Source organism: Billgrantia aerodenitrificans (assembly GCF_021404405.1).
GTDB lineage: Bacteria > Pseudomonadota > Gammaproteobacteria > Pseudomonadales > Halomonadaceae > Halomonas > Halomonas aerodenitrificans.
The window spans coordinates 468,171-481,263 of record NZ_JABFTV010000002.1 but is presented as its reverse complement, the minus strand read 5'-3'; the positions used below and the strand labels follow the sequence as shown (position 1 = coordinate 481,263).

Annotated in this window: 11 protein-coding genes; 1 reads left to right on the top strand and 10 read right to left on the bottom strand. The window is 65.2% G+C overall.

Features of this window, described 5'->3' with window-relative positions; all coding sequences use genetic code 11:
- Positions 1-45: 45 nt before the first annotated feature.
- The 3 genes from HOP59_RS05455 to HOP59_RS05445 are packed head-to-tail and all read right to left on the bottom strand — an operon-like array spanning position 46 to position 3,730.
- Positions 46-1,548, bottom strand: coding sequence for an aldehyde dehydrogenase (locus HOP59_RS05455; RefSeq protein WP_422675988.1), 1,503 nt, complete (start codon positions 1,546-1,548; stop codon positions 46-48).
- Positions 1,545-2,957 (bottom strand): aspartate aminotransferase family protein, encoded by a 1,413-nt coding sequence (locus tag HOP59_RS05450; RefSeq protein WP_234253112.1) that lies wholly within the window; start codon positions 2,955-2,957, stop codon positions 1,545-1,547. Before HOP59_RS05450 ends, HOP59_RS05455 begins: the two co-directional genes overlap by 4 nt.
- An 11-nt stretch (positions 2,958-2,968) precedes the next feature.
- Positions 2,969-3,730, bottom strand: a complete 762-nt coding sequence (locus HOP59_RS05445; protein WP_234253111.1) for a gamma-glutamyl-gamma-aminobutyrate hydrolase family protein — start codon at positions 3,728-3,730, stop codon at positions 2,969-2,971.
- A 237-nt stretch (positions 3,731-3,967) separates the two neighbouring features.
- Between HOP59_RS05445 and HOP59_RS05440 the strand changes: the two genes are divergently transcribed.
- Entirely contained in the window at positions 3,968-5,344 is a 1,377-nt protein-coding gene (locus tag HOP59_RS05440) for a glutamine synthetase family protein (protein ID WP_234253110.1), read from the top strand.
- Between the two features lie 88 nt (positions 5,345-5,432).
- On the opposite strand, the gene HOP59_RS05435 is transcribed toward HOP59_RS05440, so the two are convergent.
- The 7 genes from HOP59_RS05435 to HOP59_RS05405 all read right to left on the bottom strand — a co-directional run bounded on the left by HOP59_RS05435 (position 5,433) and on the right by HOP59_RS05405 (position 13,082).
- A complete protein-coding gene (locus HOP59_RS05435; RefSeq protein WP_010629213.1) occupies positions 5,433-6,014 on the bottom strand; it encodes a glycine zipper 2TM domain-containing protein in 582 nt (193 codons plus the stop codon).
- A gap of 192 nt (positions 6,015-6,206) precedes the next feature.
- Entirely contained in the window at positions 6,207-7,499 is a 1,293-nt protein-coding gene (locus HOP59_RS05430; protein ID WP_234253109.1) for an NAD(P)/FAD-dependent oxidoreductase, read from the bottom strand.
- 25 nt (positions 7,500-7,524) lie between these two features.
- On the bottom strand, positions 7,525-8,367 hold the full coding sequence (locus tag HOP59_RS05425; protein ID WP_234253108.1) for an ABC transporter permease subunit: 843 nt from the start codon (positions 8,365-8,367) through the stop codon (positions 7,525-7,527).
- Positions 8,367-9,275, bottom strand: a complete 909-nt coding sequence (locus tag HOP59_RS05420) for an ABC transporter permease subunit (RefSeq protein ID WP_010629216.1) — start codon at positions 9,273-9,275, stop codon at positions 8,367-8,369. Before HOP59_RS05420 ends, HOP59_RS05425 begins: the two co-directional genes overlap by 1 nt.
- A 27-nt stretch (positions 9,276-9,302) precedes the next feature.
- A complete protein-coding gene (gene potA / locus HOP59_RS05415) occupies positions 9,303-10,379 on the bottom strand; it encodes a polyamine ABC transporter ATP-binding protein (protein WP_141638656.1) in 1,077 nt (358 codons plus the stop codon).
- Positions 10,380-10,549: 170 nt separating this feature from the next.
- On the bottom strand, positions 10,550-11,653 hold the full coding sequence (locus HOP59_RS05410) for a polyamine ABC transporter substrate-binding protein (protein ID WP_010629218.1): 1,104 nt from the start codon (positions 11,651-11,653) through the stop codon (positions 10,550-10,552).
- A gap of 82 nt (positions 11,654-11,735) precedes the next feature.
- Positions 11,736-13,082, bottom strand: coding sequence for a glutamine synthetase family protein (locus HOP59_RS05405; protein ID WP_234253107.1), 1,347 nt, complete (start codon positions 13,080-13,082; stop codon positions 11,736-11,738).
- Positions 13,083-13,093: the final 11 nt, after the last annotated feature.

Below are 13,093 nucleotides of genomic sequence, written 5' to 3'. Positions count from 1 at the left end.
AAACGACGCGGGCCGACCGCACAGCGCGGTCGGCCCGTCGTACGGCTATAGCGAAAGCGACATCCACACGCTCTTCAACTCGGAATACTCCACCAAGCTGTGCAGCGACTTGTCACGCCCATTACCCGACTGCTTGACCCCGCCGAAGGGCATGGTCTGGTCGCCACCCGCCCAGTTGTTGACGAACACCTGACCCGACTGCAGCCGCCGCGTCACGCGCATGATGCGGTCGATGTCCTGACTCCACAGCCCGGCCGCCAGGCCGTAGGGCGTGTCGTTGGCCATGGCCACCGCTTCCTCTTCCGTGTCGAAGCCGAACACCGCCAGCACCGGGCCGAAGATCTCTTCGCGGCCGATGGTCATCTGCGGGGTAACGCCGTCGAACACCGTGGGCGGGATGAACAGCCCCGGGCCGTCGATGGCCTTGCCGCCCGTGCGCAGTCGCGCGCCCTCTTCCACGCCCTGGCGGATGTAGTCGAGGATGCGCCGGTGCTGGGTGTCGTCGACGATGGCGCCCATGAAGCTGTTCGGATCGAGGGGATCGCCGGGCTGCATGCTCTCCGCTGCGGCAAGTACCTTCTCGACGAACTGCTCGCGAATCGTGTTCTCCACCAGCAGCCTGGAGCCTGCGATGCACACTTCGCCCTGGTTGTGGAAGATCGCCGCGGCGGCGTGGCTGGCCACCTGGTCGAGGTCCTTGCAGTCGGCGAAGACGATGTTGGGCGACTTGCCGCCGCACTCGAGATAAACCCGCTTGAGGTTGGACTGCCCGGCGTACTGCATCAGCTGCTTGCCCACCGCGGTGGAGCCGGTGAAGGCCAGGCAGTCGACCTCCATGGAGAGCGCCAGCGCCTTGCCCACGGTGTGGCCGAAGCCCGGCAGCACCTGGAACACCCCGCGCGGGATGCCCGCCTCCTTGGCCAACTGCGCCAGGCGCAGCGCCGACAGCGGCGACTTCTCCGAGGGCTTGAGGATCACGCTGTTGCCGGCGGCCAGCGCCGGGGCGATCTTCCAGGCGGTCATCATCAGCGGGAAGTTCCACGGCACGATGGCCGCCACCACGCCGATGGGCTCGCGCAGCACCAGGGCCAGGGTCTCCTCGCCGGTGGGCGCCACCTCGCCGTAGAGCTTGTCGATGCATTCGGCCTGGTAGCGAATGCAGGCGATGGCACCATTCACGTCGCCCAGCGAGCTCGCGATGGGCTTGCCCATGTCGAGGGTGTCGATCAGCGCCAGCTCGTGCTTGTGGGCTTCCATCAGATCGGCCAGGCGTAGCAGGGTCTTCTTGCGCTTGCCCGGTGCCAGGCGCGACCAGGCGCCGTCGGCGAAGGCCCGACGCGCCACCGCCGCGGCACGTTCGGCATCGGGCTCGTCGCAGCTGGCCACCTGGGCGAGGAGCTCGCCGGTGGCCGGATTGCGCGACTCGAAGGTGGCGCCACTCTCGGCAGCGACGAAGCTGTCGTCGATAAAGGCGCGGGCCTCGAAAGAAAGCTCGGCAGCCCGGGCCTGCCAGTCGGCCAGGGTGCGGGGGGTTGGCGTACGGCTCACGATCGGGACTCCTCTATTGATGGCTGGATCATGATGGCTGGATGATCCGCCTGTTCGCGTGCGGCCAGCCGCCGCGCGGTCTCATCCAGCGCTTCCCTGGCCAGGCCCACCAGCTCATCGATCTCGGCGCGGGTAATGACCAGCGGCGGTGAAATGATCATCGTATCACCCACCGAGCGCATCACCAGGCCAAGGTCGAAGCAGATGTCACGACACAGGGTGCCGGCAGCGAGCGACTTGGGAAAACGCTCGCCGGTGGCCGGGTCGATCAGCTCCAGCGCACCGATCAACCCCAGCGAACGCACCTCGCCCACCAGGGGGTGATCGGCCAGGGTGGCCCAGCGCTCGGCGAGATAGGGGCCCACGTCGTCACGCACCCGCTCGACGATGCCCTCGGCCTGCATCAGCTCGAGATTCTTCAGCGCCACGGCAGCGCACACCGGATGCCCCGAGTAGGTGAAACCGTGGAAGAACTCGCCGCCGCGCTCGATCAGGGTCTCGGCGACGCGGTCGCCCACCAGCACGCCGCCGATCGGCAGGTAGCCGGACGAGAGCCCCTTGGCGATGGGCATCAGATCGGGTTTCAAATCGTAGTGGATGCTGGCGAACCACTCCCCCAGCCGGCCGAAGCCGCAGATCACCTCGTCCACTACCAGCAGGATGTCGTACCTGGCCAGCACCTCCTTGACGGCCGGCCAGTAGCTTTGCGGCGGGATGATGGCGCCACCCGCGCCCTGCACCGGCTCGGCGATGAAGGCGGCGACGTTCTCCTCGCCGAGCTCCAGAATCTTCGCCTCCAGGGCCGCGGCGCACTCGCGGCCGAACGCTTCCGGGCTGGTATCGCGCCCCTCACCAAACCAATAGGGCTGCCGCACATGGGCGATCTTGGGTACCAGGGGGCCGCCCTGGGCATGCATCGGCGCCATGCCGCCGAGGCTCAGGCCGGCTACGGTGGAGCCGTGGTAGGCGTTCTCGCGGGCGATGACCCATTGCTTGTCGGGCTTGCCTTCCAGCGCCCAGTAGCGGCGTACCATGCGCAATACCGTGTCGTTGGCCTCGGAGCCCGAGCCGGTGAAGAACACCCGGTTCATGTGCGCCGGCGCCAACCGGCACAGCATCTCGGCCAGCTTCACCGCCGGCGGATGAGTGCTCTTGAAGAAGTTGTTGTAGTAAGGCAGCTCACGCAGCTGCGCGGTGGCCGCCGCGACCAGCTCCTCGCGGCCGTAGCCCAGATTGACACACCACAGCCCGGCCATGGCGTCGAGGATGCGGTTGCCCTCGCTGTCATGGATATAAACACCCTCGGCGTGGGTGACGATACGGCTGCCCTCCTCGCCCAGCGCCTTGAAGTCGGTGAAGGGGTGCAGGTGGTGGTCCCGATCCAACTGGCGGTAGGTCTCGGTATGCATGGCGCCCCCGATCAGCTCGTCAGTGCCAGTGAGCGCTCGCCGCAGTGCTCGCGACAGGCGGCGGCGAAGCCCTTGAACAGGGCGTCGTACAGCGGATGCTCCCGCGGCTGCCATTCGGGATGCCACTGCACGGCCAGGGCAAACCCCGGTGCCGCGGCCACCGACACCGCTTCGATCAGGCCGTCCGGTGCACGGGCCTCCACGGCAAGCCCGCTGCCCAGCCGGTCGATGCCCTGCTGATGCAGCGAATTTACCCGTGCCTGGGGCTCGGGATGCAGCGCTGCCAGGCGACCGCCAGGCACGATCTCGATGTCGTGGGCCGGCGCGTAGCGAGTGGCGTAGTCGGCTTCCGGCTCGCGGTGATCGGCAAGGCCGGGCACGCTCTGCACCGCCTGGTGCAGGGTGCCGCCATAGGCCACGTTGATCTCCTGAAAACCGCGACAGATGCCCAGCAGCGGCAGGCCCCGCGCCACGGCGGCGGGTATCCAGGCCAGTGCGGCGGCATCGCGGTGCAGGTCGTCGTGGGTGTTCTCCGGTGCCCGCTCGGCGCCATAGCGCGCAGGCTCCACGTTGGAGTAGCTGCCGGTGAGCAGCAGGCCATCCAGGTGGTCGAGCAGATCACCGTCAACGGCGTCCTGCCACACCGGCAGTACCACCGGCGCCATGCCGTATGCGCGCAGAGCGCTCAGGTACTTGTCGGTCACCACATGGGCGGGATGCCCTTCGACATCGCGACGACAGGCGATGACCCCCACCAAGGGACGGCTCGGCATGACAGCCTCCTCGAATCAGACGATGAAAAACCAAGAGTGTTGATTAAACTTTCCACCAAGCTGGAGTAAAAATCCACCCCGCCAGCAAAATCTTCGGAAGAAACCCAAGCAAACCCTAGTGGAAAAGCTAATAACCGTTATCTCCAGCCGAACACAAGCGTAAAGGATTTGACAACAACGACACAGCATCGAAAGATAGAGCAAAACCGGACAACTCAACACACAACAGGTGCTGCCATGCCGTCGCCAAGTGCAGATCAGGCCCGCGAGTTCCTAGCCCGCCACACCGACATCGACAGCATCGATCTGCTGATCAGCGACCTCAACGGCGTGATGCGCGGCAAGCGTATCCCCCGAGAGAATCTCGACAAGGTGTTCCATCAGGGTATCAACCTGCCGGCCTCGGTCTTCGCGCTGGACATCAACGGCCATACCATCGAGGCCACCGGCCTGGGCCTCGCCATCGGCGACAGCGACCGAGTCTGCCAGCCGGTGGCGGGAACGCTGATGCCGACCCCGTGGCTGCGCGGCGGGCGCCAGGCGCAGCTGCTGATGACCATGATCGAGCGCGATGAGAGCCCCTTCTTCGCCGACCCGCGCCAGGTGCTGTCACGTCAGTTGGAGCGGCTGAGAGAGCGTGGCCTGGCACCGGTAGCCGCGGTGGAAATGGAGTTCTACCTGCTGGACAGAGAGCGCACCGCCGAAGGGCGGATCCAGCCGCCACGCTCGCCCCGCAGCGGCGAACGCGCCACCCAGAGCCAGCTCTACTCCATCGGGGAACTCGACGAGTACGCCGACTTTCTCGACGACGTGCGCCAGGCCGCCGAATGCCAGGGCCTGCCGCTGGACACCACGCTCAAGGAGTGTGCGCCGGGTCAGTTCGAGATCACCCTCGGCCACTGCGACGATGCGCTCAAAGCCTGCGACAGCGCCGTGCTGCTCAAGCGGCTGATCAAGGGGGTGGCACTCAATCACGGCTTCGAGGCCACCTTCATGGCCAAGCCCTACGGCCTCGAGGCCGGCAACGGCACCCACGTGCATCTCAGCCTGCTGGATGCCCATGGGCGCAACGTCTTCGCCGCCGAAAATGGCGACCCACTGGGCAGCGAAACGCTGCACCGGGCCATCGCCGGGCTACTCGAACTGATGCCGGCCAGCATGGCGATCTGCGCCCCCAACCTCAACTCGTTCCGGCGTTTCCAGCCAGGGCTCTACGTGCCCATGACCCCGACCTGGGGCTTCGACAACCGCTCGGTGGCCCTGCGCATTCCCTCCGGCTGCAACGACGCCAGACGCATCGAGCATCGCGTCGCCGGCGCCGACGTCAACCCCTACCTGCTGATGGCGGTACTGCTAGCCGGCATCGACTACGGCATCGACCGTCAGCTGACGCCGCCCGCCCCGGTGGAAGGCAACGCCTACGAACAGTTCGAGCCCACGCTGACCAACAGCTGGCAGCAGGCGCTCGACCTGCTCGAGGCGAGCGAACCACTCAAGGCCGCCTTGGGCGCCAACTTCGTCCACGTCTTCCTGGCCAACCGTCGGGCCGAGCGCGAACAGGCCATGCAGGAGGTGAGCCAGCTGGAATACGCCTGGTACCTGCGTCACGTTTGACGCAGCAGGCCTGACCGGGAGAGACGGCAAGCCGCCAAACGGCGCCCCGGCCCGAGCCGGGGCAATGCAGGAAAGATAACGAAAAGAATCAACCGTCCGCGCTGGCCAGCGGCAGGTCCCAGCGCGGCTGGCCCTCGTCGAGCAGCACGCGGTTACCCTGGGGCCGGTGATCCAGCCGCGACACCTCGGTCAACTCACCGTGGCGCCAGGTCACGTCGTAACCGACGGTCTCCTCGGAGCTGTCCATGACGGTATGGCACTGTCGCTGCGTAGTGGTGTAGGTCTGGGTCTGGTTGGCCTCGATACGCCCCTGAATCTCGCGCCCGGCGTAGCCGCCACCGACCGCACCCGCCACGGTGGCCAGGGTCTTGCCACTGCCACCGCCGACCTGATTGCCGAGCAGGCCACCCACCACGGCCCCCGCCGCGGTGCCGGCGATACGATGCGGATCGCGGCTGGGCGCCTGTGCCTGCTGGTGTACCACCACGTCCTCGCATACCTCACGGGGGGTCTCGACGCTGCGCGTCACCGGCTGTATCGCCACGACCTCGGCGAACTGGGGGCCGCGCTCCTGCGGCTCCTGTTCCTGCTGCACCTGCCACGCACCCAGGGCCAAACCACCCAGGCCGAGCACGCTCAGCGTGGTTCCGATCACGATCGATTTATTCATGACACTCCTCCTGCGGGACGCGATGCGCCCCGGGCTGACAAGGCTCGGCTAGATACGATGTGGAGGAGAGACGCAGGGCGGCGATTCCATGCCGCCCGTGGGATAACTTCAGTATACGGCGTCGAGAAAAGTCGATAAGCGTAGCGCAGCGGCTTTCACTTTTTTTGTCCCAGTGTCAGCCCTTGGCGACACTCACCAGCCGAGCCGGTCCCGCGTCGCGTAGTACCAGGCCCCCAGCGCCGAGAGCGGCACCCGCAGCAGCCGCCCGCCGGGGAACGGCAAGTGAGGCAGGCCGGCGAAGGCATCGAAGCGCCCGCTGTCGCCGCGCATCACCTCGGCGATCAGTCGGCCCGCCAGGTGCGAGCAGGTTACCCCATGGCCCGAGTAGCCCTGAGCGTAGTAGACATTGTCGTTGAGCCGACCGAACTGAGGCAGGCGATTCAACGTCATCAAAAAGTTGCCGCTCCAGGCGAAGTCGATGCGCACATCGGCAAGCTGAGGAAAGGTTTTGAGCATCTTGGGTCGGATCACCGCGGCGATGTCCGCCGGGTCCTGCCCACCGTAGTTGACCCCGCCGCCGTAGAGCAGGCGGCCGTCGGCGGTGAAGCGATAGTAGTCGAGCAGGTAGTTGCAGTCCTCCACCGCCATGTCGTTGGGAATCAGCTCGCGGCGCAGCGCTTCCGGCAACGGCTCGGTGGTGACGATCTGGGTGCCGCAGGGCATCGACTTGCTCTCCAGTTCCGGCAGCACCCCTTGCAGGTAGGCGTTACCGGCCATCACTACACGCCGGGCGCGTACGCTGCCGCGCGGGGTGGTCAGCGTCACCATCTCGCCGTGACGCACCCCGGTTACCGGGGTACGTTCGTGAATGACGCCGCCCAGCGACTCGAAGGCGGCTGCCTGGCCCAGCACCAGGTTGAGCGGGTGCAGGTGGCCGCCGGAGTGGTCCACCAGGGCACCGGTGTAGCGCTCGCTGCCGACCTCACGCTTGTAGGCCTCGCCTTCCAGCAACTCGAGCTCGTGGTTGCCGAACCGCTCCCACAGCGCCTTGTGCTCGCGCAGCCCCTCGAGTTGCTTGCTGTTGCAGGCGGCGAACAGATTGCCGTTCTTGAGATCGCAGGCGATGGCGTACTGACGGATACGCTCGCGAATGATGCAATTGCCCTCGAAGGCCATGTCGCCCAGGGCGCGTGCGGTCTCGGTGCCGTACTTGGCCTCGATCACGTCCATGTCGCGGCTGTAGCTGTTGACGATCTGGCCGCCGTTACGCCCCGAGGCGCCGAAGCCGACCCGGGCGGCTTCGAGCACCACCACTGCGTGCCTCTGCTCGGCAAGATGCAGCGCCGAGGAGATCCCGGTGAAGCCCGCCCCCACCACGCACACGTCGCACTCGATGTCGCCTTCGAGTGCAGGGCGCTCGGGCGCAGGGTTGGCCGTGGCGGCATAGTAGGACGCCACATGCTCGGCGTTGGCACTGCTCGACATAACTACCTCACACTCAACGAAAAGGTTATCGGCCTGCTGTCATATCCTGCAACATCGCCTGCCTCCGCTTGGCCTCGCTGCGCCGCATCAGGTACCAGGTGATGAAGGTGGCCAGCGATACCGCCAGGATGATCAGCGTGGCCAGGGCGTTGATCTTCGGCGAGACGCCGAGGCGCACCGAGGAGAACACCACCATTGGCAGCGTGGTGGCACCGGGGCCGGAAACGAAACTGGCGATCACCAGATCGTCCAGCGACAGGGTGAAGGCCAGCAGCCAGCCCGCCGCCACGGCCGGCGCGATCATCGGCAGCGTGATCTGAAAGAAGGTACGCACCGGCCGCGAGCCGAGGTCCATGGCGGCCTCCTCGATGGAGAGGTCCAGCTCACGCAGGCGCGACGCCACCACTACCGCCACGTAGGCACTGCAGAAGGTGGTGTGGGCGATCCAAATGGTGACCATGCCGCGATCCGCCGGCCAGCCGATGGTCTGCGCCATGTGCACGAACAGCAGCAGCAGAGACAGGCCGGTGATCACCTCGGGCATCACCAGCGGTGCGGTGACCATGCTGGAAAGCGCCGTCTTGCCGCGAAAGCGGGTGAAGCGCACCATCACGAAGGCGGCCAGGGTGCCCAGGCACACCGCCATGGAAGCCGAGAAGAAGGCGATGCGCAGGCTGGTCCATACCGCCGAGAGGATCTGCTGGTCGCGAAACAGCTCCAGGTACCAGCGGGTCGAGAACCCTGCCCACACCGTCACCAGGCGTGACGAGTTGAACGAGTAGATGACCAGCACGACCATCGGTAGATAGAGAAACAGCAGGCCGACGATCAGCATCACGGTAGTGAAGGATGGCTTGCGCATGGTCATCACTCCTGAAGCTCACGGGACTGATAGCGATGGAACAGGGCGATGGGCACGATCAGGATCGCCAGCATCACCATCGCCAGCGCCGAGGCCACCGGCCAGTCGCGGTTGTGGAAGAACTCCTCCCACAGCACCTTGCCGATCATCACCGTGTTGGGGCCGCCCAGCAGCTCCGGTATCACGTACTCCCCCACCGCCGGGATGAATACCAGCATCGAGCCGGCGATGATGCCGCCCTTCGATAGTGGCAGGGTCACCTTCAGGAAGGTGTTGAACTTACGCGAACCGAGGTCCGATGCCGCTTCCAGCAGCGAGCCATCCAGACGCGTCAGATTGGCGTAAAGCGGCAGCACCATGAAGGGCAGGTAGGCATAGACGATGCCCAATATCACCGCAAAGTTGGTGTTGAGCATGCGAATCGGCGAGTCGATCAACCCCACCCAGATCAGCAGGTTGTTGATCAGGCCGTTGTTGCTGAGGATGCCCATCCAGGCGTAGACGCGAATCAGAAACGAGGTCCAGGAGGGCAGCATCACCAGCAGCAGCAGCACCAGCTGCCAATGGATCGGCGCCCGGGCCATGGCATAGGCCATGGGATAGCCGAGCAGCAGACAGAGTACGGTGGCCAGCAGCGCGATCTTGACCGAGCCCCAGTAGGCCGCGACGTACAGCGAGTCTGTGGCCAGGAAGAGATAGTTGCTGAAGGTGACGACCACGTTCAGCGTTTCGTGGGCATAGTCGAAGATGGGGCTGAAGGGCGGTACCGCAATGGCGGCCTCGGAGAGGCTAATCTTGAGCACGATGCCAAACGGCAGCAGAAAGAACAGCGTGAGCCACAGCAGCGGCACGGCGATGACCCAGCCGCGACCGGGCTTGAGCCACCGTCGCAGTCGAACGATACGGTTGGTCATGAGTTTTCCCCTGGCTCCGGCAATGGCTCAGTCGTGCAGGATGACGGCGCTATGCTCGTCCCAGTACACGAAGACCGGCTCGTCCCAGCGCGGCCTGTCGCCGCGGCGCTCGGTATTGGCCATGCTGGCCTTGATCAGCTGACCGCTCTCGAGCCGCACGAAGTAGACCGACAGGCCGCCCAGGTAGGCAATGTCCTCGACCACCCCGGCCTCCCAGTTGCACTCGCCCGGCGGTCGCTCGCGGGTGAGACCTGTCTTCTCCGGACGCAGCGCGACCCATACCCGACGCTCGTCGGCCTGGGTACTGACCCCATGGCCGATACGGATCGGGCGGCCCAGGGCCGGGCTTTCGATCACGCAGTGATCGACCTCGTCGACCACGATGTCACCCTCGAACAGGTTCACCGAACCGACGAACTCCGCCACCATGCGGTTGGCCGGGCTCTCGTAGACGTCCACTGGCGTGCCCACCTGGGCGATCCAGCCATCCGACATGATCGCTACCCGGTCGGCCATGGTCATGGCCTCCTCCTGATCATGGGTGACCATGATGCAGGTCACGCCGACCCGCTCCAGGATCTGCACCACCTCGAGCTGCATCTCGGTACGCAGCTTCTTGTCCAGCGCCCCCATGGGCTCGTCGAGCAGCAGCAGCTTGGGCCGCTTGGCCAGCGAGCGTGCCAGCGCCACGCGCTGACGCTGGCCGCCGGAAAGCTGGTGCGGCTTGCGCCGGGCGTAGGCCTCCATGTGCACCAGCTTGAGCATCTCGGCCACACGCTCCTCGATCTCACGCCGCGGCAGCTTGTCCTGCTTGAGACCGAAGGCAATGTTCTGCGCCACCGTCATGTGCGGGAACAGCGCATAGGACTGGAACATCATGTTGATCGGCCGCTCATAGGGCGGCATGGCGGTGATGTCCTCGCCGTCGAGCACGACCTGCCCTTCGCTGGGCTTCTCGAAGCCGGCCAGCATGCGCAGCAGCGTCGACTTGCCCGAGCCCGAACCGCCCAGCAGCGCGAAGATCTCGCCGCGGCGGATCGACAGGCTGACGTCGTCCACCGCCAGCACGCCGTCGAAGCGCTTGCTGACACGACGGATCTCCATCAGCCCCTCTTCCCTTATCGGTCGCGGCTTGCCCGGCACGGCAGCGCTTTCGGCCGCTCTCTCGGTGGCTCGCTGCACGGGCTCCGATGTGTGTGTCTGGGTCTGCGGCATCGCAGCGTCTCCTCTAGCCAGACAAGAACCCGCCGGCCCCGAAGGGCCGGCATGAAGCCTCACATGCCGGATTTGACCCGGTTCCATACACGGGTACGCACCCGCTGCACGGCCAGCGGCTTCTCCTCGGCCACGTAGAGGTTGTCCATCACCTCCTGGTCCGGGTAGATGGCCGGATCGTTGAGGATGTCGGGGTCGAGATACTCGTTAGCAGCGATGTTGGGGTTGGCGTAGACCACATACTCGGTGATCGCAGCCGCGACCTCGGGCTCGAGGATGAAGTTGATGAAGGCATGGGCGTTGTCGGGGTTCGGTGCATCGGCGGGAATCGCCATCATGTCGAACCACAGCGCCGCGCCTTCCTTGGGAATGATGTAGTCGATGGTGAAGTCGCGGCCGGCCTCCTCGGCGCGGTCGGCGGCCTGGAAGATGTCGCCGGAGTAGCCGGCCGCCACGCAGATGTCGCCGTTGGCCAGGTCCGAGATGTAACGCGAGGAGTGGAAGTAGGTGATGTTGTCGCGCACGGCCGCAATCAGGTCGCCGGCCGCCTCGAGATCGGCCGTCTCTTCGGAGAGCGGAGAGAGGCCGAGATAGGCCATGGCCGGCGAGAGCATCTCGTCGCCTGAGTCGAGCATCGAGATACCGCAGCCGCCCTGGCGCAGCGCCGTGGTGATCTCGGGGTCGAAGAGCAGTGCCCAGGAGTCGAGCGGCGCGTCGTCGCCGAGAATCTCGGTGACCCGCTCGACGTTGTAGCCGATGCCGTTGGTGCCCCACATGTAAGGAATGGAGTAACGGCTGCCGGAATCGATGAACTCCAGATCGTCCAACAGCTCCGGGTTGAGGTTGGCCATGTTGGGCAGCTTGTCGTGGTCGAGTTCCTGGTACACGCCGGCGCTGATCTGGCGGGTCAGGTAGTGGTTGGAGGGTACCACCACGTCATAGCCGGAACGGCCCGCGAGCATCGCCGCGTCGAGGACCTCGTTGCTGTCGTAGACGTCATAGATCACCCGGATGCCAGTGGCTTCGGTGAACTTCTCCAGGGTGTCCGGGGCGATGTAATCCGACCAGTTGTAGACCCGCACCTCGTTGGCCTGGACGGCAGCAGCGGCCATGGCCAGAGAACCCAGCGCGACGGCCAGGGACAGCTTGCGTTGACAGGACATGATGGCACCTCTTGTTTGCGTTGTTTTATCTGCACTGCTTTTCGTGAGCCCGACCATGTCATCCGCCGGGCATTTCTCTCCACTAGACGCTCAGCAGCAGAAACTCCCTCTCCCACGAGCTGATCACCTTCTTGAAATTCTCGTTCTCCACCCGTTTGACCGCCACGTAACCGGTCACGAAGCGATGGCCCATGTACTGCTCCAGCTCGCTGCAATTCTCCATGCGCTCAAGTGCCTGCTCCAAGGTGAACGGCAGCCGCAAGTTGCGTCGCTCGAACGCCCGCCCCTGCACCGGCGCGGAAGGGTTGAGCTGCTGTACCATGCCCAGGTAGCCGCACAGCAGGCTGGCCGCGATGGCCAGATAAGCGTTGGCGTCGGCCCCCGGCAGCCGGTTCTCGATGCGTCGGTTCTGCGGCGACGAATCGGGAACGCGCAGACCGCAGGTGCGATTCTCTACGCCCCACTCAACGTTGACCGGCGCCGACGTGTCGGGCAGGAAGCGACGGAAGGAGTTGACGTTGGGCGCCATCAGCGGCAGCGCCTCGGGGATGAAACGCTGCATGCCGCCGATATGGTGCAGGAACAGCTGGCTCATGGAGCCATCCTCGTTGGCGAACACGCTCTTGCCGGTAGCCGCATCCAGCACGCTCTGATGAATGTGCATGGCACTGCCGGGCTCGTTGGTGATCGGCTTGGCCATGAAGGTGGCTACCACGTCGTGCTTTAGCGCGGCCTCGCGCAGGGTGCGCTTGAACACGAACACCTGGTCGGCCAGCATCAAGGGGTCGCCGTGACGGAAGTTGATCTCCATCTGGGCGGTGCCCTCTTCATGGATCAGAGTGTCGATATCGAGCCCCTGGACCTCGCACCAGTCGTACATGTCCTCGAACAATGGATCGAACTCGTTGGCCGCATCGATGGAGAACGACTGCCGCCCGGTCTCCTGGCGCCCGCTGCGTCCGATGGGCGGCAGCAACGGCAGATCGGGATCCTCGCAGCGCTTGGTCAGATAGAACTCCATTTCCGGTGCTACCACCGGCTTCCAGCCCTGCTCCGCATAGAGCGCCAACACCTTCTTGAGCTGATTGCGACAGGAGAGTTCGATGGGGTTGCCCATCTTGTCGTAGCAGTCGTGAATCACCTGGGCGGTAGGCTCGAGTGCCCAGGGCACCGGGTAGACCGCCGAGCTGTCGGGCCGGCACAGCATGTCGATATCGGCCGGGTCGAGCAATGAGTAGTAGAGCTCGTCCTCGACGTAATCGCCGGTGACGGTCTGCAGAAGCACGCTTTCGGGCAGGCGCATGCCCTTCTCGGCCATGAACTTCGATACGGGAGTGATCTTGCCGCGGGCGATGCCAGTGATGTCGCTGACCAGACACTCCACCTCGGTGATGCGTCGTTCCTTCAGCCAGCTTTCCAGGTCTTTCATGGGAACCTCGT

Excerpts from the sequence above, each read along its gene's own strand:
- HOP59_RS05445 (WP_234253111.1), bottom strand. The coding sequence starts at position 3,730 with ATGCCGAGCCGTCCCTTGGTGGGGGTCATCGCCTGTCGTCGCGATGTC.
- HOP59_RS05420 (WP_010629216.1), bottom strand. The coding sequence starts at position 9,275 with ATGACCAACCGTATCGTTCGACTGCGACGGTGGCTCAAGCCCGGTCGC.
- HOP59_RS05450 (WP_234253112.1), bottom strand. The coding sequence starts at position 2,957 with ATGCATACCGAGACCTACCGCCAGTTGGATCGGGACCACCACCTGCAC.
- HOP59_RS05435 (WP_010629213.1), bottom strand. The coding sequence starts at position 6,014 with ATGAATAAATCGATCGTGATCGGAACCACGCTGAGCGTGCTCGGCCTG.
- HOP59_RS05425 (WP_234253108.1), bottom strand. The coding sequence starts at position 8,367 with ATGACCATGCGCAAGCCATCCTTCACTACCGTGATGCTGATCGTCGGC.
- HOP59_RS05440 (WP_234253110.1), top strand. The coding sequence starts at position 3,968 with ATGCCGTCGCCAAGTGCAGATCAGGCCCGCGAGTTCCTAGCCCGCCAC.
- potA (WP_141638656.1), bottom strand. The coding sequence starts at position 10,379 with ATGGAGATCCGTCGTGTCAGCAAGCGCTTCGACGGCGTGCTGGCGGTG.
- HOP59_RS05430 (WP_234253109.1), bottom strand. The coding sequence starts at position 7,499 with ATGTCGAGCAGTGCCAACGCCGAGCATGTGGCGTCCTACTATGCCGCC.
- HOP59_RS05405 (WP_234253107.1), bottom strand. The coding sequence starts at position 13,082 with ATGAAAGACCTGGAAAGCTGGCTGAAGGAACGACGCATCACCGAGGTG.
- HOP59_RS05410 (WP_010629218.1), bottom strand. The coding sequence starts at position 11,653 with ATGTCCTGTCAACGCAAGCTGTCCCTGGCCGTCGCGCTGGGTTCTCTG.